Consider the following 24,580-nt stretch of genomic DNA (forward strand, 5'->3'; position numbering starts at 1 on the left):
GGGCCCGGAGCCCGGCACGGCAGCACGGCACCGCACCACCGAACGGACCAGCGCACGGCACCACCCGCACCCCGAGAACGGAGAACAGTCATGGCCCAAGCCGCAGCCGTGGCGAAACAGCCCGCGCCACCCCGGCGGCGCCGTGGCTCGGCAACGCCCCGCAGGCTCCCGTATCTGCTGATCGCCCCGGCGGGACTGCTGATGCTGGGCTTCATCGCCTACCCGGTACTCAGCGTCTTCTACTACAGCCTCCAGGACTACAACCCCACCAAGCCGTGGCGGAACGGCTTCGCGGGCTTCGGCAACTTCACCCACGCCTTCACCGAGGACCCGCAGTTCTGGGACACGCTGGTCTTCAGCGGCAAGTGGGTCGTCGTCGAGGTCGGACTCCAGCTGATGTTCGGCCTGGCGCTCGCACTGATCGTCAACCAGACCTTCGTGGGCCGCTCGATCGGCCGCGCCCTGGTCTTCTCGCCCTGGGCCGTGTCCGGCGTGCTGACCTCCGCGATCTGGGTCCTGCTCTACAACTCCCAGACGGGCATCAGCCGTTACCTCGCCGACATGGGCATCGGGGAGTACGGGACGAGCTGGCTCTCCGACACCTCGACCGTCTTCCCGGCGGCCGTGGTCGCCGACCTGTGGCGCGGAGTGCCGTTCTTCGCGATCCTCATCCTCGCCGACCTCCAGTCCGTCTCGAAGGACCTGTACGAGGCCGCCGAGGTCGACGGGGCGAGCCGCTTCCGGCAGTTCGTGCACATCACGCTGCCGCACCTCAAGGACGCGATCATCCTGTCCACCTTGCTGCGCGCCGTGTGGGAGTTCAACAACGTCGACCTGCTCTACACCCTCACCGGCGGCGGACCCGCGGGGGAGACGACGACACTGCCGCTCTACATCGCCAACACCAGCGTCGACGCGCACAACTTCGGCTACGCGTCGGCCCTGACCACCGTGGCGTTCGTGATTCTGCTCTTCTGCTCGATCGTCTATCTGCGGCTGAGCAAGTTCGGAGGTGGGGACAAGTGATCACCAAGGACGTCGAGACCGTCGCTCCGCCGCCGCCCGCGCCGGTGGCCGACGAGCCACCGCAGCGGCCCGGCAGGCGCCGCCGCGCCTGGGACGAGGCCCCGCGCTGGCAGATCTACCTCCCGCTCGGCATCTACCTGCTGTTCACGCTCGTCCCCTTCTACTGGATCCTGCTCTTCGCCCTGCGCAAGCCCGGTTCCACCTCGCTCGTGCCGTGGCCGATGACCTTCGAGCACTTCGAGAAGGTCTGGAACGAGCGGAGCTTCGGCACCTACTTCGAGAACAGCGTCCTCGTCGGACTCGCCACGCTCCTGATGACGACGGTCGTGGCACTCGCCGGCGGCTACGCGCTCGCCCGCTTCGACTTCCGGATCAAGCGCGCCTTCATGCTGGCGCTGCTCTGCTCCCAGTTCGTACCGGGGGCGCTGCTGCTGGTCCCGCTGTTCCAGATCTTCGCCGAACTCCGGATGATCAACTCGCTGGGCAGCGTCATCATCGCCGAGACGGTGTTCCAGCTGCCGCTGTCGATGATCCTGATCAGCGGGTTCATCCGGAACGTCCCGTACTCCCTGGAGGAGGCCGCCTGGGTCGACGGCTGCAACCGGTTCAGCGGCTTCCGCGTCGTGGTGCTGCCCCTGCTGCGGCCCGGCCTGATCGCGGTCGGCTCCTTCGCCTTCGTGCACTCCTGGAACCACTTCCTGTTCGCGCTCATGTTCCTCAGCAACCAGGACAAGCAGACGATCCCCGTCGGCCTCAACAGCCTGATGAGCGCCGACAGCGTCGACCTCGGCGCGCTCGCCGCGGGAGGCATCATCGCGGCCGTTCCCGTCGTGATCGTCTTCGCCTTCATCCAGAAGTGGCTGATCACGGGCTTCAGCGCCGGGGCGGTGAAGGGATGACCCCACGCGCCCCTCTGCCCGTCGTGCTCGCCGGCGCCCGCGGCCACGGCCGCTGGCACCTGGAGAACATCCGCCGGCTCCAGGACGGGGGAGTCGTCCGCCTGGCGGGCGTCTGCGAACTCACCCCGCTCACCGCCCGGGAACTGCACGCCTTTCCGGCGCCCTCCGAACTCCCCGAGCAGTCCGCCGACTTCGCGGCCCTGCTGCGCTCCACCGGAGCGGCGGTCGCCGTGATCTGCACACCGATACCCACCCACACGGACCTGGCGCTGACGGCCGCGGCGCAGGGAGTCCACCTGCTGCTGGAGAAACCGCCCGCGCCGTCGTACGCCGAGTTCCGCCGCATGGCGGACGGCGTCGCCGCGGCCGGGGTGGCCTGCCAGGTCGGCTTCCAGTCGCTGGGCTCCCACGCCGTGCCCGCCATCCGCGAGCTGGTCGCGCGGGGTGCGATCGGCGAGGTGTCCGGGATCGGCGGCGCCGGGGCGTGGGCACGCGCCGAGGAGTACTACCGCCGCGCCCCCTGGGCCGGACGCCGCCGCCTGGACGGGGCCGACGTGGTCGACGGCGCGCTGACCAACCCCCTGGCGCACGCGGTGGCCACGGCCCTCGCGCTCGACGGCGCCACCCGCGCCGAGGACGTGGCCGGCATCGAGACCGAACTGCTGCGCGCCAACGACATCGAGTCCGACGACACCTCCTGCGTCCGCGTCACCACGGCGTCCGGCGGACGCGTCACGGTCGCGGCGACCCTGTGCGCCGAGGACCCCGGCGAGCCGTACGTCCTGGTGCACGGCACCAGCGGCCGGATCACCTTCTGGTACAAGCAGGACCGCGTGCTCGTCCAGCGCTCGGGACACGGCCCCGAGGAGCTGAGCTTCGGCCGGACCGATCTGCTGGAGAACCTGGTCGAGCACCTCGCGGGCCGCGCCGAGCTGCTCGTCACGCCGGACGGGACGGGTGCGTTCATGCGGGTCGTCGAGGCCGTCCGGCAGGCCCCCGACCCGGTGGCCCTGCCCCGGGACGCCTGGTACCGGGTGCCCGGCGAGCACCGCAGGGCCGTGCGCGGTGTCGACGGGCTCGTCGCTGCCGCAGCCGACACCCTCGCCCTCTACTCCGAGCTGGGCGCCGCATGGGCGCTCCCGAAGGAGGTGACCAGCCGGTGAACGCCGAGTCGCTGGTGCTGCGTGTCGCGGGCCGTCCGGTCGGCCGCTACACGGTCCGTCCCGAGCTGGCGCCGAACCTGGCGCCCCGCCCCTACCTCCACCCCGTCACCACCCTGGCCGGCGCGGCCGTCACCGAACTGAGCCCCGCCGACCACCTCCACCACCTCGGCGTCGGTGTCGCCGTTCCCGACGTCGAGGGGCACAACTTCTGGGGCGGCCGCACCTATGTGCGCGACCGGGGCCCGACCGAGCTGGCCAACCACGGTGCCCAGCGGCACGCCGCGTTCCAACTGCGGGACCCCGACGGCTTCGTGGAGGAGCTGCGCTGGGTGGCCGCGGGCCGCGAACTGCTGAGGGAGCGGCGGACCGTGTCCGCGACCGGACTCGGCGACACCGCGTGGGCGCTGGACTTCACCTTCTCGCTCACCAACACCACCCCGGAGGAGCTGTCCATCGGCAGCCCCGCGACGAACGGGCGCCCCGGCGCGGCCTACGGAGGGTTCTTCTGGCGGGCCCGCAAGGAGGCCGGGGCCCCCGAGGTGTTCACCGCCGGCAGCGAGGGCGAGGACGCGGTGCACGGCACGCGCGCCGACTGGGTCGCGCTCGCGGGCGCCGACTGGACGCTGGTGTTCGCCGGGGCCACCGAAGCCACGCGCCGCGACCCGTGGTTCGTGCGCACCGCCGAGTACCCGGGCGTCGGCTCCTCCCTCGCCCACACCGAGCGGCTGCCGATCCCGTCCGGCGGGACCACGGTCCGCCGGGTGGTCACCGTGGTCGCCGACGGCCGTCTCGGCCGTGACGAGGCGGCGGCCCTGGTCCGCAAGGCGGTGAGCCCGTGAGCACGCCCCTGCGCACCGGTCCCGCGGGCTCCCCGGACCGCCTCCCGTTCGGCGCCGACCTCGGCGACGGCACGTACCGCAATCCGGTCCTGAACGCGGACTGGTCCGACCCCGACCTCGTCCGCGTCGGCGACGACTTCTACCTGACCGCGTCCAGTTTCGGCCGTGTCCCCGGCCTGCCCCTGCTGCACTCGCGCGACCTGGTCAACTGGACGCTCGTCGGCCACGCGCTGCAACGCCTGGAGCCCGCCGCCGAGTTCGCGGTCCCCCGGCACGACTGCGGGGTCTGGGCGCCCTCGCTGCGCCGGCACGACGAACGCTTCTGGATCTTCTGGGGCGACCCGGACCACGGCGTCTTCCAGGTCAACGCCCCCGAGATCCGGGGCCCCTGGACCCGCCCGCTCCTCATCAAGGCGGGCAAGGGGCTCATCGACGCCTGTCCGCTGTGGGACGAGGAGACCGGCGAGGCGTACCTCGTGCACGCCTGGGCGCGGTCGCGCTCCGGGGTCAAGAACCGGCTCACCGGCCACCGGATGCGCCCCGACGCCACGGGCCTGCTCGACGAGGGCGAGGTGATCGTCGACGGCGACCGCATCCCGGGCTGGTTCACACTCGAAGGGCCGAAGCTGTACCGGCACGGCGGCTGGTTCTGGATCTTCGCCCCGGCCGGCGGCGTCGCGACCGGCTGGCAGGGCGCCTTCCGCTCGCGCGACTTCTTCGGTCCGTACGAGGAGCGGGTCGTCCTGGAGCAGGGCGACACGGAGGTCAACGGGCCCCACCAGGGCGGCTGGGTGAGCACGCCGTCCGGCGAGCACTGGTTCGCGCACTTCCAGGAGCGGGGCGCGTACGGGCGGGTCGTCCACCTCCAGCCGATGAGCTGGGCCGCGGACGGCTGGCCCGTGCTGGGCGACCGGGGCACGCCCGTCGCCGTGCACGCGAAACCCGAGCTGCCGCGGCAGCCGGCGTCCGTGCCCGCCACCGACGACGACTTCCCCGGCGGACGGTTCGGCCGGCAGTGGCAGTGGACCGCCAACCCCCGTGACGGGTGGGCGACCCAGCACTCCGGCGACGGGCTGCGGCTGGCCTGTGTCCGCAGCGCCGTCGCGCACGACCTGCGCAAGGTGCCGCACGTGCTGACCCAGCGGCTGCCGGGCAGCCCCTGCGTGGTCGAGGTCGAACTGCGGCTGGACGCCGAGGAGCCGGGGGCGCGGGCCGGGCTCGCGGTCCTGGGTGACGCGTTCTGCTGGATCGGACTCGAACGCGGCGCGGACGGGACGGTCCACCTCGTGCACCGGTTCGCCGAGCCCGTGGCGGACCGGGAGCGGGACGCGGCGCATCCGCGGACGGTCCCCGACGGGCGGGTGCGGCTGCGGGTCGAGATCGGGTCCGGGGCGCGCTGCCGCTTCTCGTACGAGGTGCCGGCCGGCCCGCGGGCGCCCGGTTCCGCGGCCGGCAGCGGCCCGCGGCCCTCCGGCCGGGAGTTCACGGCCACCCCGTGGCGCTGGGTCGGTGCTCTGCTCGGCCTCTTCGCCCTCGCGCCGGGCGGCGCGGGCCACGCGGGGTCGGCCACGTTCACGCAGTTCCGCATCACCGAGCCCGGCGACTGAAGCCACCCCACTCGTACGCCTGTTGGGAGCCGCAATGACGCACCTCCGTAGCAAGCGCTTGCCGACCGGTGGCCCGCCGGCGCCGGCACCCGGGCTCCGCACGCCCGCCCCAGACCCCCACAACTCCACAGCGGCACAACCCTCGTTGAATCCAGAAGAAGAGAGCCGACCAATGAAGATCAGCATTCACCGGAGCAGCAGAGGCGGGCGTCGCCCGGCCGCCGTCGTCGCCCTGAGCGCCGTGCTCGCGCTGACCGCCACCGCCTGCGGTGACGACGGCAGCGGAGCAGCGGGTGACAAGGGGGCCGACGGCAGCGGCAAGGGCAAGATCGTCTTCTGGGACAACAACGGCGGTGTCCGCACCGACATCTGGAAGGAGATCATCGCCGACTTCGAGAAGGCCAACCCCGACATCGACGTGCAGTACGTCGGGATCGCCGCCACGGAGTACCAGTCGAAGGTCGACACCGCCCTCCAGGGCGGCGGCCTGCCGGACGTCGGCGGGGTCGGCGCGGCCATGCTCGCCGGGTTCGCCGCGCAGAACGCGCTGGAGCCGCTCGACGACCGCCTCGGCAAGTCCTCGCTGAACGACAGGCTCAACAAGGACATGGTGGCCTCGCTGCGGGCCGCGGGCGGCGGTGACGAGAAGCTCTACTCGATCCCCACCTCGGCCAACAACGGTGTCCTCTACTACCGGACCGACCTGTTCAAGAAGGCCGGCCTGGCCGAGCCGACGACCTGGGACGCGTTCTACAAGGCCGCGGACAAGCTCACCGACAAGGACAAGAACGCGTTCGGGTACACCATCCGCGGCGGAGCCGGCTCCATCGCCCAGGCCCTGGACGCCATGTACGGGCAGTCCGGCATCACCTCCTTCTGGGACGCCTCCGGCGAGCGGACCACGGTCGACGACCCGAAGAACGTGGCGGCCCTGGAGAAGTACGTGGGCCTCTACAAGAAGGTCACCCCGGCAGCCGACCTCAACAACGACTTCACCAAGATGGTCGCCCAGTGGGACTCCGGCACCATCGGCATGCTCAACCACAACCTGGGCTCCTACCAGGACCACGTGAAGGCGTTCGGCACCGACAAGTTCCGCGGCATCCCGCAGCCCGCCGGTCCCGGGGGCAAGCGGGTGCAGGTCTCCAACCCCGTCGACGGCCTGGGCCTGTTCAAGAGCTCCAAGAACAAGGCCGCCGCCTGGAAGTTCATCGAGTTCGCCACCTCCAAGGAGCAGAACTCGAAGTTCAACCGGTCCGCGGGCCAGGTCCCGTCGAACACGGACGCGGCGGGCGACTCCTGGGTGTCCGAGGCCGAGCCGACGAAGCTCGCCGCCCAGGCGCTCACCGACGGCTCCACCACCATCGTGCAGCTGCCGTACTACCTGCCCGACTGGAACACCATCTCCAAGACGGACAACGAGCCCGCGTTCCAGAAGGTCATGAACGGCTCGATGAGCGCGAAGGACTTCCTGGGCACCCTGGCCGAGCAGCTCGACACCGCCCAGAAGGAGTGGAACGAGCAGAAGGGCTGACACCCGGCCGGACGTCCCGTCCGGCGCACCCGGTGCTCCACCCGGTCCGCCCGGCCCTCCGTCGGAGGCGCGGGCGGACCGCGGGGCCGGTCCGGTGACCCCTCACGAGGTCCGCCGCCCCGCGACGCACGGTACGGACTCCGCGGCCCCGTCCGGCACCCGCACGGACGGGCCCGGGGGCACCCCATTCCCCGCACGGAAAGGCACCGCCGTGTCACTCACCCGCAGACAGGCCACCACCGCGGCCCTGGCGGCCGTACCGCTCGCCGTCGCGGCGACGGGGCCCGCGTCGGCCGCGCCGCGCACGCGCCCGCGAAGACGCACCCTGTACATCGCCGGAGACTCCACCGCCGCCCGGAAGTACGCCGACGCCGCACCCGAGACCGGCTGGGGGACGGCCCTGCCGTTCTTCGTCCACGAACGTCTCGACGTCGTCAACCACGCTGTGAACGGCCGGAGTTCGAAGAGCTTCGTGGACGAGGGGCGCCTCGACGCGATCCTCGCCGTGATCCGGCCGGGCGACCTCCTGCTCGTCCAGTTCGGGCACAACGACTCCAAGTCCGCGGACCCCACGCGCCACACCGAACCGTGGACGACGTACCAGGACCACCTCCGCCAGTACGTCGACGGCGCCCGCGGCCACGGTGCGCGGCCCGTGCTCGCGACCCCCGTGGAACGCCGCAGGTTCGACGCCGACGGAGTCGCCGTGGCCACCCACGGCGAGTACCCGGCGGCGATGCGGGCCCTCGCCGCGGAGGAGGGGGTCGCGCTGCTCGACGTCCAGGCGCTGTCGATCGCGCTCTGGCAGCGGCTCGGCGCCGAGGAGACCAAGAAGTACTTCAACTGGACCCCGGCCGAGCAGGACAACACCCACTTCAACCCGCCGGGCGCCGTCGCCGTGGCCCGGCTGGTGGCGCGGGAGTCGCGGCGCCGCCGGGTGCTGGCCCCGCGTGACGTGCGGCGCCTGGACGACCCGGTGCCGGAGTCCTGGATCACCTGGCCGCCCGCGTAGCCGCCCCGGCCCGCGCCCCGGCCGGCCCGCGGCCGCCGGGTCCCGCCGCCGTCCGCGCAGTTCCCCGCGCCCACGAGGGCGCGCCACCCGTCCCGTCCGAAAGGAACCCGCACACCATGCGTACGCATACCTGGCATGCACATGCCCTCACTGCCACGTCCCTGGCCGGCTGCACGGCCCTCGTCCTGTGCTCCGCCGTCACCGCGGCCCAGGCCCACGGCCGCGACCCCGGGCGCCAGACCCTCGCCGCGCACGACGGCTGGGCCTCGCAGGGCACCGGCACCACGGGCGGCGCCGCCGCCGACGCCGCGCACGTCACCACCGTCACCACCTGGGCCGGGTTCAAGGCCGCGCTCCGGGCGGGCGGCGACGCGCCGAAGATCGTCAAGGTCAAGGGCGTCATCGACCCGGTCGCCGAGGGCTGCGCCGCCTTCGCCGCGGACGGCTACGACTTCGGCGCCTACCTGGAGAAGTACGCGCCGGAGAACTGGGGCCTCGACACCGACCTCTCCACCGAGCCCGCCGACAGCCCGGAGGGACTGCGCGCGGCCTCCGCCGCCCGCCAGAACGAGGCCATCAAGGTCGACGTGCCCGCCAACACCACCGTCATCGGTGTCGGCCGCGGCGCCGCGATCAGGGGCGGCAGCCTCCAGATCAAGGGCGTCGACAACGTCATCCTGCGCAACCTCACCATCGAGGCCCCGCTCGACTGCTACCCGCAGTGGGACCCGACGGACGGCGCCACCGGAGCCTGGAACTCCGAGTACGACGCGGTGGTCGTGTACGGCTCGACGCACGTGTGGGTGGACCACAACACCCTGACCGACGGGCGCCACCCGGACAGCACGCTGCCGACGTACTTCGGCGAGAAGTACCAGCAGCACGACGGACTGCTCGACATCGTGCGCGGCGCGGACCACGTCACCGCGTCCTGGAACTCGTTCGAGAACCACGACAAGACGATCCTGATCGGCAACAGCGACAGCGCGGGCGCCACCGACGCGGGCAGGCTCAAGGTGACCCTGCACCACAACCGCTTCGAGAGCGTGGTGGAGCGCGCCCCGCGCGTCCGCTTCGGCCAGGTCGACGCGTACAACAACCACTACGTGGTCACCGAGGGGGAGCCGTACGGCTACTCCTTCGGCGTCGGCGCCTCCTCGCAGCTCCACGCGGAGAAGAACGCCTTCTCCCTGCCGGACACGGTCAGCCCGGCGAAGATCCTCAAGAAGTGGAGCGAGGCACCGCTCACCGCCGAGCACAACTACGTCAACGGCCGGGCGACCGACCTGATCGCCGTCCACAACGCGGAGATCCCGGCCGAGACCCTTCAGCGGGGCGCCGGCTGGACGCCGTCCCTGCGCACCCGGGTCGACCCGCCGCGGGCCGTCCCCGGCATCGTCGCCCGCGGCGCCGGCGCCGGAAAGGTCCGCTGACGATGCCCGCGTCCGCCGGGAGGCGGTCCTTCGTCGTCGCGAGCCTCGGGGCCGCGCTCGCGCTCGGCGACTCCCCGCAGGCCGGCGCCCGCAGCAGGCGCCCCTTCGGCCGGTACGGCTCCCCGTCCGCGCGGCTGACCGGGCGGACCCTGTACGTCCACCCCGGCGGCCTCGGCGACCACACCACCGTCCAGGCCGCCGTGGACGCCGCGAGCGGCAGCGGGAGCACCCTGGTCATCGCCCCGGGCACGTACCGCGAGACGGTCGTGCTCGACGCGTCCCGTACGGAGACGACCTGGCTCGGGGCGTCGGAGGACCCGCACGACGTCGTCATCGTGTACGATAACGCCAACGGCACCCCGAAGCCGGGCGGCGGCACCCACGGCACGTCGGGCTCGGCCACCACGACCCTGCAGGCCGACGGGTTCACCGCCCGGCACCTCACGTTCGCCAACGACTGGCTGCGCGCCGACCACCCCGGGACCACCGGCACCCAGGCCGTCGCCGTCAAGGTGCAGGGCGACCGGTCGGCCTTCCACCACTGCCGGTTCCTCGGGCACCAGGACACGCTGTACGCCGACTCGGCGGCCCTCGGCACCTTCGCCCGGCAGTACTACGCGCACTGCCATGTCGAGGGCGACGTCGACTTCGTGTTCGGCCGGGCCACCGCCGTCTACGAGCACTGCCACTTCCGCACGCTGCCGCGCACGGACCTGGCCGGGGCGCCCTACGGCTTCGTCTTCGCGCCCTCCACGGCCGTCGCCAACCCGCGCGGCTACCTCGTCACCCGCAGCCGCGTGACCAGCGGGGCGCCCGACGCCCACTACAAGCTGGCCCGTCCCTGGGTGCCCGGTTCGGACCCCACCGCCCGCCCGATGCTGACCGTGCGGGAGACCCGCCTCGGTGCCGGCATCGACGCGGTCGCGCCGTACACCGACATGGCCTCCGGCCACCCCTGGCGGGACCAGCGCTTCGCCGAGTACCGCAACACCGGCCCGGGAGCCCTCGTCACGGTCCCGGACAACCGGCCGCAGCTCACCCGCGAGCAGGCGGGCTACCACACCCGGCGGACGTACCTCGGGGACTGGAGGCCCGAGTGCCGGACCTGAGGGGCCGGCCCGGGCGGGCGCCCGCGACGGGAGCGGGGCGCGGCACGCACCACGCTCCGCGCGCCGACGGGGTGCCGTTCGGCGCGCCCTAGGGGGTGAAGTCCCCCGCCACGCCGAGCTGTTCGCCGCCCGCCCGGGCCCCGGCCCAGTACCGGTCGCCCCCGGCGTCACGGCCGCCGCGGTCGTGGTCGTACTGGCCCGCGAACACCCACTCGCCCGGCCGCACCGTGCGGCCCGGCCTGAGGACCCAGGTGTAGACGAGGAAGCCGTCCCGCTCGGCGACGTCGAGCGTGAAGTCCTCCTCGGGCGCCGAGCGCCAGGCGCCCGCCGGGGTCACACCGCCGGTCTGCCCGACCCTGAGCACGACGGTGAGCGCGGTGAGCCGCTCCTCCGTGCGCAGGGTCACCTCGCTCTGCGCCCAGTAGTCGTTGCTGTGCGGATCGACCGAGCCGTCCGACCGCAGCGGGCCGTCCTCGCTGCCCGTGCCGGCCGCGGGGGGAGTGGCGGCGGGCCCCACGGGACCGGTGGCGGCGGAGGAGGGCGGGTTCGAACGCGCCGCCGGGTGGGAGGACTTGGCCGGGTCCGGCGATCCGGGCGCGCCGCCCCGCGCCGTGCCCCGCGCGGGCAGGTCCGGCGCGGGTGGGGCGGCGACCGTCCCGTCCGCGCCGCCGTCGCCCCGCACCGCGGACGCGACCGCGTAGCCGCCCAGCGCGAGCACACCCGCGACCGCGGCCGTCGCCGCGACCACCCGGAACCAGCCGGCGGCCGGCCGCCGCGCGCCGGACCGGCCGACGTCGTGCGGCCCGGCCCTACCGCGTTCGAGGCGGGCCAGTATGCGCGCGCGGTCGGGGTCGTACGAAGCGGCGGCGTCCCGCAGCCGGGCCCGCAGCTCCCCGTGCCCGTCGGTCATCGTCGTGCCCCTCCGTCCCCGCCGGCGGGCAGCGCCGCCGTGCTCATCCGCCGCGGCGCCTCCAGAGGGCCGAGCAGCCGCTGGAGTTCGGCCATCCCCTTCGACGTCTGGCTCTTCACCGTGCCCACCGAGACGCCCAGGGCGAGCGCCGTCTCCTTCTCCGAGAGGTCGAACGCGTGCCGCAGCACCACGCACGCCCGCTTGCGGAACGGCAGCCGCCGCAGGGCCTCCTGGACGTCCACCACACCGGGCACGTCCGGGTTCTCGGCCCGGTCCTCGCGCTGCGACCAGAACAGGGTCGTCCGGCGGCGCTCGCGCACCGCGCTGCGAATCCTGCTGCGGGCCAGATTGGCGACCACGCCCCGGGCGTACGCCACCGGGTGGTCGGCCGCGCGCACCCGGTCCCAGCGGTGCCAGAGCGCGAGCAGGGCGTCCGCCGCCAGATCGTCGGCGGCGTCCGGCTCACCCGTCAGCAGGTGCGCCAGGCGGGCGAGTTCGGCGTGGTGCCGCTCGAAGAACTCGTGGAACTCCGAGGCGTCGTCGTCGTCGACGGCAGTGCCCACGGGCGGCCTCTCCCTGTCGGATTCCTGCGTGGTGCGCCTGACGGTCCGTGCGGTGTGCGCTCCCCCGTGGGTCCGCCCCCGCGATCGGCCCGCGGGGGACCGGAGTTGCCGCGGCGGGACCCGGAGAGTACCAGCCGCCCGTACAGCACCTCGAACATCGTGTGGCGGGCCGAACCCGATTCCGTAACACGGGGAAAACCTGAACCCCGTTCCACGGGGGAACAATCCAGCCAGCATCCGCACACCGAACACGCAGGCAGCGAGGAGCGGCCCCATGCCCGAAACATCAGGTACGCCGGAAACACGAGACGTGGCAGACCGGCGCAACACCGAACCGCCCCCGGCGAACGCCGTCGACCGGTTCTTCAGGATCTCGGACAGGGGCTCCACCTTCGGCCGCGAAGTACGCGGCGGCTTCGCCACGTTCTTCACGATGGCCTACATCCTCGTCCTGAACCCCATCATCCTGGGCAGCGCCAAGGACAAGTTCGGCGAGCAGCTCGACCCCGCCCAACTGGTCACCGCCACCGCCCTGGTGGCGGCCGTCATGACGGTGATCATGGGTATCGGCGGCAATCTGCCGCTCGCCCTCGCCGCCGGACTCGGGCTCAACGCCGTCGTCGCCTTCCAGATCGCCCCGCTGATGAGCTGGGACGACGCGATGGGCCTGATCGTCCTCGAAGGGCTGCTGATCTGCGTCCTCGTGGTGACGGGCCTGCGCGAGGCCGTCATGCACGCGATACCCCAGCCGCTCAAGCAGGCGATCAGCGTCGGCATCGGCCTGTTCATCGCCTTCATCGGCTTCGTCGACGCCGGCTTCGTCACCCGGACACCCGACGCGGCCAACACGACCGTTCCGGTGCAGCTCGGCGGCTCCGGAACGCTGGCCGGCTGGCCCGTGCTCGTGTTCTGCCTCGGCGTCCTGCTGACCGTCGGCCTGCTCGCGCGCAAGGTCAAGGGCGCGATCCTGATCAGCATCGTGACCATGACCGTCGTCGCGATCGCCGTCGACGGGCTCGCGGACGTCAAGAGCTGGGGGCTGACGACGCCGAAGGTGCCCGACGACATCGTGGCCTCGCCGGACTTCGGACTGCTCGGCGGATTCAGCCTGTTCGGCGCGTTCGGCCAGGCCGGTGCCGTCACCGTCGTCCTGCTCGTCTTCACGCTCGTGCTGTCGGACTTCTTCGACACCATGGGCACGGTCGTCGGCATCAGCGCCGAGGCCGGACTGCTCGACGAGGAGGGCAGGGTCCCCAACCTCGGCCGGGTGCTGCTCATCGACGGCGCCGCGGCGGTCGCCGGCGGTGCCGCCTCCGCCTCGTCCTCGACCTCGTACATCGAGTCGGCCGCCGGTGTCGGCGAGGGCGCGCGCACGGGCTTCGCGAACCTGGTGACCGGCGGGCTCTTCGCGCTGGCCCTCTTCCTCACCCCCCTGCTGACCATCGTCCCGCTCCAGGCGGCGGCGCCCGCGCTCGTCGCCGTCGGCTTCCTGATGATGACCCAGGTCAAGAACATCGACTGGGACAAGTACGAGATCGCGATCCCGGCCTTCCTGACGATCGCCGTGATGCCGTTCACCTACTCGATCACCAACGGCATCGGCGCCGGCTTCGTCGCCCACGTCCTGATCAAGACCGTTCTCGGCCGGGCCAAGGAGGTCCACTGGCTGCTCTGGGGCGCGTCGGCCCTGTTCCTCGTCTACTTCGCGATCGACCCGATCGAGCAGATCCTCGGCGTGAAGTGAGCGAAGGGTCCCCGCGCCCGGCCGGGCGCGGGGACCCCCGTCGGCCCTCGGCCGGCCTCAGTCGCGGAGAGCGGCCCGCATCATCGCCTTGGCGACCGGCGCGGCCAGTCCGTTGCCGCTGACCTCGGAGCGCGCCGCGTTCGACTGCTCCACCAGCACGGCGACCGCCACCTCCTTGCCGGTGGAGTCGTCCTTCGCGTACGAGGTGAACCAGGCGTACGGCGTCCTGCTGTTGTTCTTGCCGTGCTGGGCCGTACCGGTCTTGCCGCCCACGGTCGCTCCCGCGATCCGCGCGTTCGTGCCCGTGCCGTCCTCGACGACCGTCTCCATCGCCGACCGGAGCTGCTCCGCCGTGGACGAGCCGATGATCTGCCGGGACTCCGCCCGGTCGTCGTAGTCCTCCAGCACGCTGCCGTCGGCGTCGCTGATCCGGGACACCATGTGCGGCGACACGAGCTTCCCGTCGTTGGCGATGGCGGCGGACACCATGGCCATCTGGAGCGGCGTCGCGGTCACGTCGAACTGGCCGATGCCGGTCAGCGCCGTGGACGACTTCTCCATGCCCGACGGGTACACGCTCGTGTAGGCCCGCACCGGCACGTCCTGGGACCCGTCGTTGAAGCCGAACTTCTCGGCCATCGCCCGCACCTTGTCCTCGCCCAGGTCGACGGCCATCTTCGCGAAGACGTTGTTGCACGAGTACTGGAGCGCGACCCGGATCGAGGCGTCCTCGCAGGGCGCCGAGGCGTTCTCGTTCGCCAGGACCCGGTCCGTGCCCGGCAGCGTGTAGGGGTTCTGGCTCCTCGTCCGCACGTCCACGGAGGAGTACAGCCCGTCCTCCAGCGCGGCGGCCGCGACGACCAGCTTGAACGTGGACCCCGGCGGCAGCGGCTGCCGCAGTGCCCGGTTCGTCAGCGGCTTGTCGGGGTCACCGGTCAGCCTGCTCCAGGCCTTCGCGCCCGACGAGCCGGTGAGCACGGACGGGTCGTACGACGGCGTGGAGACGACCCCGAGGATCCTGCCGGTCCCCGGGTCGATGGCGACGGCCGCGCCCAGCTTGTCGCCGAGCGCCTCGAAGGCGGCCTTCTGCACGGCCGGGTCGATCGTCGTGACCACGTCACCCGGATCGGCGCGCTTGCCCGTCACCGTGTCGAGCGGGCCCTTGAGCCGGGGGTCCGAGCCGTCGAGGAGGTCGGTGTAGATGCCCTCCAGCTGCGTCGGCGCGTAGGTCTGCGAGGCATAGCCCGTGACCGCCGCGTAGAGGCTGCCGTCGGTGTACGTGCGCCGGTACTGGAGGTCGCTGCCCTTCGTCCGTGCGGAGCCGGTGATCGCCTCACCGCCCACGACGATGTTCCCGAGCGGCTGCGCGTACCGCTCCATCACGTTCCGTCGGTTCTTGGTGTCGTCCGCGAGCGCCTGGCCGTCGTAGAACTGCACCCAGGTCGCCCTGACGAGCAGGGCGAGCACGAGCAGCAGGGTGAAGACGGCGGCGTGCCTGATCGTTTTGTTCATCCCGCTGATGAGGACGAGCGGGACGGACCCGATCGTTCCCTCCCGCCCCGTATTCTCATCGGCCCTTCATGAAGCCGGCCCCGTACCGGACGGTCACGCTCCGTGGCCGGGGAGGCGCAGGACGACCTCCTCGATCTCCTCGCCGCGCGCGTGCGCGAAGCCGGTGGCCCGCGCCTCCGCACGGAAGCCGCACTTCTCCAGCACGCGCAGCGACGCCGTGTTGTCCGCCGCCGCACGGGCGTACAGCGGACGCTCGGTGACCGTGTCCAGCAGCGCCCGCAGGGCGGCCGTGGCGATCCCGCGGCCCCAGTGGGGCCGGTCGATCCAGTACGTCACCTCGCGCTCGCCGGGTTCGCCGTACACGGCCGCGCTGCCGACGACGTCACCGTCCGCGAGCACCGTGCGGGTGACGGCGGTCGAGGCGCGGATCCGCTCCCAGTGCGCGTCGAAGGCGTCCCGGTCCGCGGGGTCCTCGGGGGTGAACGCGGCCATCCGGGCGGCCACGGGGTCGTTCAGGTGCCGGAAGAACACCGGCAGGTCGCTGGAGTGGACCTCGCGCAGGGCGATCTCCATGTCAGAGCCTCCGGGTGGCGAGGGTCAGCCGGTCCCGCGCGTCGAACAGCGCGTCCTTCACCATCTGCTCGTGCGCGGGCGTCAGCCGGGCAACCGGGACCGAGCAGCTGATCGCGTCCCGGGCGGGCGTGCGGTAGGGGATCGCCACGCCGAAGCAGCGCAGCCCCAGCGTGTTCTCCTCGCGGTCCACCGCGAAGCCCTGCTCGCGCACCTGGCGCAGCTCCTCGATGAGCCTCTCCCGGTCGGTGATCGTGTGCTCGGTCAGCGCGGGCAGCGTCTCCGGCAGCAGCTTCCGCACCTGCTCGTCGGTGTGCGTCGCGAGCAGGGCCTTGCCGAGCGACGTGGAGTGCGCGGGGAGCCGGCGGCCCACCCGGGTGAAGGGGCGCAGGTAGTGCTGGGACTGCCGGGTCGCGAGGTACACGACGTTCGTGCCGTCCAGCCGGGCCAGGTGGATGGTCTCCGTCGTGTCGTCGGACAGCCGGTCGAGGGTCGGCCGGGCCGCCGCCACCACCTCGTCGCCGTCGATGTACGACGTGCCGACGAGCAGCGCCCGGACGCCGATGCCGTACCGCGTGCCCGTCGCGTCCGTCTCGACCCAGCCGAGTTCCACGAGGGTCCGCAGCAGCATGTAGAGGCTGGACTTGGGATATCCGACGGCCTCCTGCACCGCGGCCAGGGAGTGCATACCGGGACGTCCGGCGAAGTATTCGAGCAATTCAACCGTCCGCACCGCGGACTTCACCTGAGCCCCGCCGCCCGTCTCGCCTGCCGACATCGCCCTTGACCCCCTAGTTCGCCGGGAAATAGTCTCCAGCATATTCATCATCGGAGACGGCGTTCAGCATATCGAACGTCCCCGATGGGTGGCACAGGTACAGCGGCATTACATCTGGAGGGACCCGCGGTGGCAGCAGCACCAGTCTGGAGTGTCGACCCCCGAACCGGGAAGCAGCGCGAGCAGGTTGCGGTCGAAGCCACGGCGCAGGAGGTGGACGCGGCCGTCCGCGCGGCGCACGCCGCACGGGGAGCGCTGGCGGACCGCACGGTCCGCGCGGCCTTCCTGCGGAGCGCGGCCGACGAGCTGGAGGGCGCCCGGGAGCACCTGGTCGAGGTGGCCGACGCGGAGACCGCGCTCGGTCCCGTCCGGCTCAACGGCGAACTCGCCCGCACCTGCTACCAGCTCCGGGCCTTCGCGGACATCGTCGACGAGGGCGCCTTCCTCGACGTGGTGGTCAACCACCCCGACGACACCGCGACCCCGCCGGTGCCCGACCTGCGCCGGTACAAGGTGCCGCTGGGCGTCGTCGCCGTCTACTCGGCCTCGAACTTCCCCTTCGCCTTCTCGGTGCCCGGCGGCGACACCGCGAGCGCGCTCGCCGCGGGCTGCCCGGTCGTCGTCAAGGCGCACCCGGACCACCCGGGCCTGTCCGAGCTGGTCGCCTCGGTCCTGCGCCGGGCCGCGGCCCGCCACGGCATCCCCGACGGCGTCCTCGGCCTCGTCCACGGCTTCCGGGCGGGCGTCGACCTGGTCGAGCACCCGCTGGTCACGGCGGCCGGCTTCACCGGCTCGGTCCGCGGCGGACGGGCCCTCTTCGACGCGGCGGCCGCCCGGCCCGCGCCGATCCCCTTCCACGGCGAGCTGGGCTCGCTGAACCCCGTCGTGATCACCGAGGCCGCGGCCGCCGAGCGCGCCGAGGCGATCGGCGCGGGCCTGGCCGGCTCCATGACGCTGGGCGTCGGCCAGTTCTGCGTGAAGCCCGGCCTGGTCCTCGCCCCCACGGGCGCGGCGGGCGACCGCCTGGTGAAGTCCCTGACGGACGCGGTGAGCGACACCGCCGCGGGTGTGCTCCTCGACCACCGCATGCGCGACAACTTCGTCGCGGGCGTCGCCGAGCGCGCCGCACTCCCGGAGGTGGCCGCACCGGTGACCCCGGGCGCCGGAAGCGAGCACACGGTCAGCCCCGGCTTCCTGACGGTCCCCGCGCAGAGGCTCGCCGCCGAGAGCGAGTACGACCTCCTCCTGGAGGAGTGCTTCGGCCCGGTCACGGTCGTCGCCCGGTACGAGGACGAGGCCGAGGCGACCGCGGTGCTCTCCCGGCTGCCCGGCAACCTCACGGCGACCGTCCACCTCTCCGAGGAGGAGACGGCGGGCGAGGGACGGGGCGCGGAGATCCTCGCCGAGCTGACCCCGCTCGCCGGCCGCGTCCTGGTCAACGGCTGGCCGACCGGCGTCGCCGTCGCACCGGCCCAGCACCACGGCGGCCCGTACCCGGCGACCACCTCCACCTCCACCTCCGTGGGCGGTACGGCCATCGAGCGGTGGCTGCGTCCGGTCGCGTACCAGAACGCGCCCGAGGCACTGCTCCCGCCGGAGCTGCGCGACGACAACCCCCTGGGAGTTCCGCGCCGCTACGACGGCCGCCTGGAGAGGTAGCCCCGCACGTCCGACCGGGCGCGCCCGCGGCCCTCGTACGGCCGCGGGCGCGCGCCGCTCGTCCCGCCGTCCCGCGCACCGGCGGCGGCCGGGGGGTGGGAGACTCCTCCCATGGACCTGGACATCCCCGAACTGCCCTTCTCCCTGCGCACCTACGGCCCCGACGGGCACTGGTCCTACGAGGACGGCATCCTCACCGGCTGGGCCGGCCCGCGCCAGGACCGGTTCGTGCCGCCCACCGACGAGGGCCTGTACCCCGCGTCCGACGCGCCCCGTCTGCTGGGGGCCCCGGAGGGCGACTTCCAGCTCGTCGCCCGTGTCACGGTCGGCTTCGGCGCCGCCTTCGACGCGGGTGTCCTCTACGCGCACGTGGGCGAGCGGGCCTGGGCCAAGCTCTGCCTGGAGTTCTCGCCCGACGTGGCCACCGTCTGCACGGTCGTCACCCGGGGCCACTCGGACGACGCGAACTCCTTCACCGTGGACGGCAGTTCCGTCTGGCTCCGGATCAGCCGCACCGGCCGGGCCTTCGCCTTCCACGCCTCCCGCGACGGCAGGCGCTGGACCTTCGTCCGGCTGTTCACCCTGGGCGCGGAGCAGGAGACGGGCGCCGCCCTGGTCGGCTTCATGACCCAGTCGCCGATGGGCGAGGGCTGTGTCGTCACCTACGACCACATCGAGTACCGCCCGGAGTGGCCGAAGGACCTCCGCGACGGCAGTTGAGCCGCGCGACCGCCACGGAGGCCCCGGGCACGCCGGCCGCGGCGCCCCCGCCGGGCGCCGCCGGTGCGGGGGTGCCCGCGCCTCCCGATTCCGCAATTCGGTTCCGCGCTATTCGGTACAGCTAATTCAAGCTCCTTTTGGCATTTAGTCTCCCATGATCTTCTGCCCGCTTTTGCGGGGCTTAAACGCCAAGATTTCGCGAACACGAAACGTGTAATTCGGTCGTATCCCGTGAGTGCGGTTCTGCTGTGACGCAACACACGCGGCGACCTATTTGTGCCGGTTTTTTTCGGACAAAGCATCGGCTATCGGCGGTCGGATTCAGGGCCCGCCCGCGTGATAACACAACAGGCGCTTTCGCGTAACCCCGTGCGGCGATGCAATTTCAACTTCGGCTGGGTAAATTCGGTTCGCATGACCGCCGCACAAGCAGACCTGCAAGCGGAATTCCTGGAAATGCCGGAAGGGCTGCGGATCGACCGTCCGAACCTGGTGGACGGCGCCGCTCTCTGGCGTATCGCCAAGGACTCCGGAACGCTCGACCTGAACTCCTCCTACAGCTACCTGCTGTGGTGCCGTGACTTCGCCGGCACCTCGGCGGTGGCGCGCGCGGCCGACGGCCGCCCGGTCGCCTTCGTGACCGGCTACCGCCGGCCCGACCGCCCCCGCACCCTCCTCGTGTGGCAGGTGGCCGTCGACGAGGCGCACCGCGGACGCGGTCTCGCCGGCGCGCTCCTCGACGGGCTCACCCGGCGGATCGCCGGTTCGGACGGCCTGACCGCCGTCGAGACCACCATCACCCCGGGCAACACGGCCTCCGAGCGGCTGTTCACCTCGTACGCCGCCCGCCACGGGGCCCGGGTCGAGCGGGACGTCCTGTTCGACGCGGCGCACTTCCCCGACGGTGCCCCGCACGACCCCGAGGTGCTGTACCGCATCGGCCCCCTGTCGCTCTGACCCCCCACGCCCTGAGGAGTACCGCCGTGACCATCACCCAGCCCGACCTGAGCGTCTTCGAGACCCTGGAGTCGGAGGTGCGCAGCTACTGCCGCGCCTGGCCCACCGTCTTCGACCGCGCGCAGGGCAGCCGCATGTTCGACGAGGACGGCCACGAGTACCTCGACTTCTTCGCGGGCGCCGGATCACTCAACTACGGCCACAACAACCCCGTACTCAAACGGGCCCTCATCGACTACCTGGAGCGTGACGGGGTCACCCACGGCCTCGACATGTCGACGACGGCGAAACGCGCCTTCCTCGAATCGTTCCAGAACATGGTGCTGCGCCCGCGCGACCTGCCCTACAAGGTCATGTTCCCCGGCCCGACGGGCACCAACGCCGTCGAGTCAGCGCTGAAACTGGCCCGGAAGGTCAAGGGCAGGGAGGCGATCGTCTCCTTCACCAACGCTTTCCACGGCATGTCGCTGGGCTCGCTCGCCGTGACCGGCAACGCCTTCAAGCGGGCCGGCGCCGGCATACCGCTCGTCCACGGCACGCCGATGCCCTTCGACAACTACTTCGATGGCCAGGTCCCCGACTTCCTCTGGTTCGAGCGGCTCCTGGGGGACCAGGGCTCCGGACTCAACAAGCCCGCCGCCGTGATCGTCGAGACGGTGCAGGGCGAGGGCGGCATCAACGTCGCCCGCCCCGAGTGGCTGCGCGCGCTCGCCGAGCTGTGCGAGCGCCAGGACATGCTGCTCATCGTCGACGACATCCAGATGGGCTGCGGCCGCACGGGCGCCTTCTTCTCCTTCGAGGAGGCGGGGATCGTGCCCGACATCGTGACCGTCTCCAAGTCCATCAGCGGCTACGGACTGCCCATGTCCCTGTGCCTGTTCAAGCCCGAACTGGACGTCTGGGAGCCGGGCGAGCACAACGGCACGTTCCGCGGCAACAACCCGGCCTTCGTGACGGCCGCCGCCGCGCTGGAGACGTACTGGTCCGACGGCTCGGCCATGGAGAAGCAGACCCGCGCCCGGGGCGAGCAGATCGAGCAGGCGCTCATCTCCATCACCGAGGAGAACCTCGCGGACGTCCGCGAGTACCGGGGCCGCGGCCTCGTCTGGGGCCTGGAGTTCCACGAGAAGGAGCGCGCGGGCCGCATCGCCCGGCGCGCCTTCGAACTGGGCCTGCTCATCGAGACGTCGGGCCCGGAGAGCGAGGTCGTGAAGCTCCTCCCCGCCCTCACCGTCACGCCCGAGGAACTGGACGAGGGGCTGCGCACGCTCGCCCGAGCCGTCCGCGAGACCGTCTGAGCCGTACCGGGCCGCGTCCGGGGCCGTCCACGGCGGACGGCCGCACCCCATCAGCCGAAGGAGGCTTCGCACCACCGTGATAGTCCGTTCGTTCAAGGAGCTCGAAGGCACCGACCGACACGTGAAATCGGCGTCGGGCACCTGGGAGAGCAAGCGCATCGTCCTCGCCAAGGAGAGGGTCGGCTTCTCCGTGCACGAGACGATCCTGTACGCGGGCACGGAGACGTCGATGTGGTACGCGAACCACGTCGAGGCCGTCGTCTGCGTCGAGGGCGAGGCCGAACTCACCGACGACGAGACCGGCCTGAAGTACACGATCACGCCGGGAACCATGTACCTCCTCGACGGACACGAGAGGCACACCATGCGGATCAAGGAGGACTTCCGCTGCGTGTGCGTGTTCAACCCGCCCGTGACCGGACGGGAGGACCACGACGAGAACGGCGTCTACCCCCTGCTGACCGAGCCCGAGGAGGCCTGAGCACGATGACCACCATCACCGACCTGTATCCGAGCCGAGGCGCCGTCGAGGTGTCCCTGCCCCGGCAGGACCCGGTCGTGTGGGGCGCGCCCGGCGCGCCGGGCCCGATCCCGGCCGCGGACCTCGGGTCGTACGAGCGCGACGGCTTCCTCGCCGTCGAGCAGCTCATCGACGACGAGGACGTCGCGCTCTACCGCGCCGAGCTGGAGCGCCTGGTGACCGACCCCGCGATCCGCGCCGACGAGCGCTCGATCGTGGAGCCCTCGTCGCAGGAGATCCGCTCGGTCTTCGAGGTGCACAGGATCAGCGAGGTCTTCGCCCGGCTGGTCCACGACGAGCGCCTGGTGGACCGCGCCCGGCAGATCCTCGGCTCGGACGTCTACGTCCACCAGTCGCGGATCAACGTCAAGCCCGGCTTCGGCGCGAGCGGCTTCTACTGGCACTCGGACTTCGAGACCTGGCACGCCGAGGACGGCCTGCCGAACATGCGCACGGTGTCCGTGTCGATCGCGCTGACCGAGAACCACGACACCAACGGCGGCCTCATGATCATGCCGGGGTCGCACCGGACGTTCCTCGGCTGCTCCGGCGCCACGCCCGAGGACAACTACAAGAAGTCGCTCCAGATGCAGGACGCGGGCACGCCCTCGGACGAGGCGCTCACCGCGTTCGCCTCCGAGCACGGCATCAAGCTCTTCACGGGCCGTGCCGGATCGGCGACCTGGTTCGACTGCAACTGCATGCACGGCTCGGGGGACAACATCACCCCGTTCCCGCGCTCGAACGTCTTCATCGTGTTCAACAGCGTCGAGAACACGGCGGTGGAGCCGTTCGCGGCCCCCGTGCGGCGCCCCGAGTTCATCGGCGCGCGCGACTTCACGCCGGTGGGCCGGTAGCCGGCCGGCGGTGCGGTTTCCCGGGGCGCCGACGTGGGACGCGGCGTCCCGGGTCCCCGGCACTCCTACGGGGTGCCGGTCCGGGCCCGGTCTCCCCGTACGGCGGAGCCCGGGCCCGGACGCGTCACAGCGCGGGGTAGTCGGTGTAGCCCTTCGCGTCGCCGCCGAAGAACGTCGACGGGTCGGGCTCGTTGAACGGGCCCCCCGCCCGCAGGCGCGCGGGCAGGTCGGGGTTGGCCAGGAACAGCTGGCCGAACGCGACGAGGTCGGCGACACCGTCCTCGACGAGGGTCAGCTCCCCGGGCCCGGTCGGGCCCTCGGTCCCCGGGTTCAGGATGAACGTGCCGCTGAACGACTTGCGCAGCGCGAGGGTCAGCTCACGGACCTCGCCCACCTCGGTGACGTGCAGATAGGCCAGGCCCAGCGGCTCCAGCTCGGCGACCAGCGCGGTGTACGCCGGACCCGGCTCCGGCTCGTGGATGTCGTTGTACGGGTTCCCGGGCGAGATGCGGATCGCGGTGCGTCCCGCGCCGATCTCGGCGGCGACCGCCTTGACGGCCTCCACGGCGAACCGGATGCGGTTCTCGGCGGGGCCGCCCCACTCGTCGGTGCGGTGGTTGGAGCCGGGGGCGAGGAACTGGTGGATCAGGTAGCCGTTGGCTCCGTGCAGCTCGACCCCGTCGAAGCCGGCCTCGACCGCGTTGCGCGCGGCGGCCGCGAACTCCCCGACGGTGGCCCGGATCTCGGCGTCGGTGAGTTCGCGAGGGGTGACGAAGTCCAGCGGTCCCTCGTGCGTGTAGACCTGCCCCTTCGCAGGGACGGGCGAGGCGCCGACGTTGACGAGGTCGCCGGGCAGCAGGGTCGGGTGCCCGATGCGGCCCGCGTGCATGAGCTGGGCGAAGATCCGGCCGCTCGCCCGGTGCACGGCGTCCGTCACCTCGCGCCACGCCGCCACCTGCTCGGCGCTGTGCAGGCCCGGCGTGTCCGGGTACCCCTGGCCCACGGCGGACGGCTGGATGCCCTCGGTGATGATCAGACCGGCGGAGGCGCGCTGAGCGTAGTACTCGGCGGTGAGGGCGTCGGGGAGTCCGCCGCCCGCCCGGCTTCGGGTCATCGGCGCCATGGCGATGCGGTTGGCGAGCGCGGTGCCGGACAGGTCGATCGGATCGTATGCGGTGGTCACGACAGCTCCTGGGAACGATTTATGTGGTCGGCCAATTAACTGAACAGGGGACCACCGTAAACCATTCCTTGGTCGGCCAAGTTATTCTGGGTGGAAAGCTGGGGGGAAGCACGTCCGCCGAACGGGAGTCGAGATGAGTGCCACCCAGGAGGTCGGGGCCCCGCAGGCCGACCCCGTCTGTACCGACGGGCTGCCCGCCGCCGCGCGCGGCGGTCCGGTCAGCCACGCCATCTCGCGGGTCGCCCGCCTGCACCGCACCGCCGCCGGCAGGCTGCTGCGGGGGGCCGGGCTCTACCCCGGCCAGGAATTCGTGATGATGCAGCTGTGGGACCGGGGCCCGGTGCGCCAGTCCGAGCTGATCAAGGCCGTCGACCTCGATCCGTCCACGGTCACGAAGATGCTCCAGCGACTGGAGCAGGCCGGGCACGTCCGGCGGCGGCCCGACCCGTCGGACGGCCGCGCCGTGCTCGTCGAGGCGACGGAGGAGGCCTGCGGACTGCTCGGGGCCGTCACCGGCGCCTGGGCGGAGCTGGAGGAGCACACCCTCGCCGGACTGGGCCCCGCCGAGCGGTCCCAGCTCGCCGAGCTCCTGGCCCGCGTCGAGGCGAACCTCTGCACGGACGCCGGGGCCTGCGCGCGGCCCACGGAGGCGTAGGCCGGGGCTCCCCGGCGTGGGGGTCGCGGGGT

Annotated in this window: 23 protein-coding genes; 17 read left to right on the forward strand and 6 right to left on the reverse strand. The window is 72.2% G+C overall.

Going from position 1 to position 24,580, the window contains the following annotated elements:
- Nucleotides 1–90 precede the first annotated feature (90 nt).
- The 9 genes from IE265_RS23565 (at nucleotide 91) to IE265_RS23605 (ending at nucleotide 10,622) form a co-directional block, all read left to right on the forward strand.
- Nucleotides 91–1,026, forward strand: coding sequence for a carbohydrate ABC transporter permease (locus IE265_RS23565; protein ID WP_190037649.1), 936 nt, complete (start codon nucleotides 91–93; stop codon nucleotides 1,024–1,026).
- A complete protein-coding gene (locus IE265_RS23570; protein ID WP_190037650.1) occupies nucleotides 1,023–1,925 on the forward strand; it encodes a carbohydrate ABC transporter permease in 903 nt (300 codons plus the stop codon). The genes IE265_RS23565 and IE265_RS23570 overlap by 4 nt, the downstream gene beginning before the upstream one ends.
- Nucleotides 1,922–3,088: a Gfo/Idh/MocA family protein gene (locus IE265_RS23575; protein WP_190037651.1), complete on the forward strand. Its 1,167-nt coding sequence runs from the start codon at nucleotides 1,922–1,924 to the stop codon at nucleotides 3,086–3,088. The genes IE265_RS23570 and IE265_RS23575 overlap by 4 nt, the downstream gene beginning before the upstream one ends.
- Entirely contained in the window at nucleotides 3,085–3,927 is an 843-nt protein-coding gene (locus IE265_RS23580) for a DUF6807 domain-containing protein (RefSeq protein ID WP_373303001.1), read from the forward strand. Before IE265_RS23575 ends, IE265_RS23580 begins: the two co-directional genes overlap by 4 nt.
- Before the next feature lie 8 nt (nucleotides 3,928–3,935).
- The gene (locus IE265_RS23585; protein WP_190037753.1) at nucleotides 3,936–5,534 is read left to right on the forward strand and encodes a glycoside hydrolase family 43 protein; all 1,599 of its coding nucleotides are present in this window, start codon (nucleotides 3,936–3,938) and stop codon (nucleotides 5,532–5,534) included.
- A 172-nt stretch (nucleotides 5,535–5,706) separates the two neighbouring features.
- Entirely contained in the window at nucleotides 5,707–7,068 is a 1,362-nt protein-coding gene (locus tag IE265_RS23590; RefSeq protein ID WP_190037653.1) for an ABC transporter substrate-binding protein, read from the forward strand.
- A gap of 211 nt (nucleotides 7,069–7,279) precedes the next feature.
- Complete coding sequence (locus IE265_RS23595) at nucleotides 7,280–8,080, forward strand: rhamnogalacturonan acetylesterase (protein ID WP_190037654.1); 801 nt, start codon at nucleotides 7,280–7,282, stop codon at nucleotides 8,078–8,080.
- Nucleotides 8,081–8,196: 116 nt separating this feature from the next.
- Nucleotides 8,197–9,513: a pectate lyase family protein gene (locus tag IE265_RS23600; protein ID WP_190037655.1), complete on the forward strand. Its 1,317-nt coding sequence runs from the start codon at nucleotides 8,197–8,199 to the stop codon at nucleotides 9,511–9,513.
- 2 nt (nucleotides 9,514–9,515) lie between these two features.
- Nucleotides 9,516–10,622, forward strand: a complete 1,107-nt coding sequence (locus IE265_RS23605) for a pectinesterase family protein (protein WP_190037656.1) — start codon at nucleotides 9,516–9,518, stop codon at nucleotides 10,620–10,622.
- A gap of 88 nt (nucleotides 10,623–10,710) precedes the next feature.
- Here the strand turns inward: IE265_RS23605 and IE265_RS23610 are convergent, their stop codons facing one another.
- Nucleotides 10,711–11,532: a hypothetical protein gene (locus tag IE265_RS23610; RefSeq protein WP_190037657.1), complete on the reverse strand. Its 822-nt coding sequence runs from the start codon at nucleotides 11,530–11,532 to the stop codon at nucleotides 10,711–10,713.
- The gene (locus tag IE265_RS23615; protein ID WP_190037658.1) at nucleotides 11,529–12,095 is read right to left on the reverse strand and encodes a SigE family RNA polymerase sigma factor; all 567 of its coding nucleotides are present in this window, start codon (nucleotides 12,093–12,095) and stop codon (nucleotides 11,529–11,531) included. Before IE265_RS23615 ends, IE265_RS23610 begins: the two co-directional genes overlap by 4 nt.
- 274 nt (nucleotides 12,096–12,369) lie before the next feature.
- Between IE265_RS23615 and IE265_RS23620 the strand changes: the two genes are divergently transcribed.
- The gene (locus IE265_RS23620) at nucleotides 12,370–13,839 is read left to right on the forward strand and encodes an NCS2 family permease (protein ID WP_190037659.1); all 1,470 of its coding nucleotides are present in this window, start codon (nucleotides 12,370–12,372) and stop codon (nucleotides 13,837–13,839) included.
- 57 nt (nucleotides 13,840–13,896) lie between these two features.
- Here the strand turns inward: IE265_RS23620 and IE265_RS23625 are convergent, their stop codons facing one another.
- The 3 genes from IE265_RS23625 to IE265_RS23635 form a co-directional block, all read right to left on the reverse strand.
- Nucleotides 13,897–15,351 carry a peptidoglycan D,D-transpeptidase FtsI family protein gene (locus IE265_RS23625; protein ID WP_190037660.1) on the reverse strand — a complete coding sequence of 485 codons (1,455 nt, stop codon included), beginning with the start codon at nucleotides 15,349–15,351 and terminating at the stop codon, nucleotides 13,897–13,899.
- A 93-nt stretch (nucleotides 15,352–15,444) separates the two neighbouring features.
- Nucleotides 15,445–15,924, reverse strand: coding sequence for a GNAT family N-acetyltransferase (locus tag IE265_RS23630; protein WP_190037661.1), 480 nt, complete (start codon nucleotides 15,922–15,924; stop codon nucleotides 15,445–15,447).
- A gap of 1 nt (nucleotide 15,925) precedes the next feature.
- Nucleotides 15,926–16,699: an IclR family transcriptional regulator gene (locus IE265_RS23635; protein WP_190037662.1), complete on the reverse strand. Its 774-nt coding sequence runs from the start codon at nucleotides 16,697–16,699 to the stop codon at nucleotides 15,926–15,928.
- A 129-nt stretch (nucleotides 16,700–16,828) separates the two neighbouring features.
- Here IE265_RS23635 and IE265_RS23640 point away from each other — a divergent pair, with 129 nt between their 5' ends.
- The 6 genes from IE265_RS23640 (at nucleotide 16,829) to thpD (ending at nucleotide 22,710) form a co-directional block, all read left to right on the forward strand.
- Complete coding sequence (locus tag IE265_RS23640; protein ID WP_190037663.1) at nucleotides 16,829–18,358, forward strand: aldehyde dehydrogenase (NADP(+)); 1,530 nt, start codon at nucleotides 16,829–16,831, stop codon at nucleotides 18,356–18,358.
- 111 nt (nucleotides 18,359–18,469) lie between these two features.
- The gene (locus IE265_RS23645) at nucleotides 18,470–19,078 is read left to right on the forward strand and encodes a DUF1349 domain-containing protein (RefSeq protein ID WP_190037664.1); all 609 of its coding nucleotides are present in this window, start codon (nucleotides 18,470–18,472) and stop codon (nucleotides 19,076–19,078) included.
- A gap of 414 nt (nucleotides 19,079–19,492) precedes the next feature.
- Nucleotides 19,493–20,035 (forward strand): diaminobutyrate acetyltransferase, encoded by a 543-nt coding sequence (ectA, locus tag IE265_RS23650; RefSeq protein WP_190037665.1) that lies wholly within the window; start codon nucleotides 19,493–19,495, stop codon nucleotides 20,033–20,035.
- Nucleotides 20,036–20,061: 26 nt separating this feature from the next.
- The gene (gene ectB / locus IE265_RS23655; RefSeq protein WP_190037666.1) at nucleotides 20,062–21,333 is read left to right on the forward strand and encodes a diaminobutyrate--2-oxoglutarate transaminase; all 1,272 of its coding nucleotides are present in this window, start codon (nucleotides 20,062–20,064) and stop codon (nucleotides 21,331–21,333) included.
- A 76-nt stretch (nucleotides 21,334–21,409) separates the two neighbouring features.
- Nucleotides 21,410–21,814, forward strand: coding sequence for an ectoine synthase (locus IE265_RS23660; RefSeq protein ID WP_190037667.1), 405 nt, complete (start codon nucleotides 21,410–21,412; stop codon nucleotides 21,812–21,814).
- Between the two features lie 5 nt (nucleotides 21,815–21,819).
- Complete coding sequence (gene thpD, locus IE265_RS23665) at nucleotides 21,820–22,710, forward strand: ectoine hydroxylase (protein ID WP_190037668.1); 891 nt, start codon at nucleotides 21,820–21,822, stop codon at nucleotides 22,708–22,710.
- Between the two features lie 124 nt (nucleotides 22,711–22,834).
- On the opposite strand, the gene IE265_RS23670 is transcribed toward thpD, so the two are convergent.
- Nucleotides 22,835–23,893, reverse strand: coding sequence for an alkene reductase (locus tag IE265_RS23670; RefSeq protein ID WP_190037669.1), 1,059 nt, complete (start codon nucleotides 23,891–23,893; stop codon nucleotides 22,835–22,837).
- Nucleotides 23,894–24,026: 133 nt separating this feature from the next.
- Here IE265_RS23670 and IE265_RS23675 point away from each other — a divergent pair, with 133 nt between their 5' ends.
- Nucleotides 24,027–24,548 carry a MarR family winged helix-turn-helix transcriptional regulator gene (locus IE265_RS23675; protein WP_190037670.1) on the forward strand — a complete coding sequence of 174 codons (522 nt, stop codon included), beginning with the start codon at nucleotides 24,027–24,029 and terminating at the stop codon, nucleotides 24,546–24,548.
- The last annotated feature ends 32 nt before the right edge of the window (nucleotides 24,549–24,580 follow it).

Source organism: Streptomyces fructofermentans (assembly GCF_014651055.1).
In the GTDB taxonomy this organism is placed as follows: domain Bacteria; phylum Actinomycetota; class Actinomycetes; order Streptomycetales; family Streptomycetaceae; genus Streptomyces; species Streptomyces fructofermentans.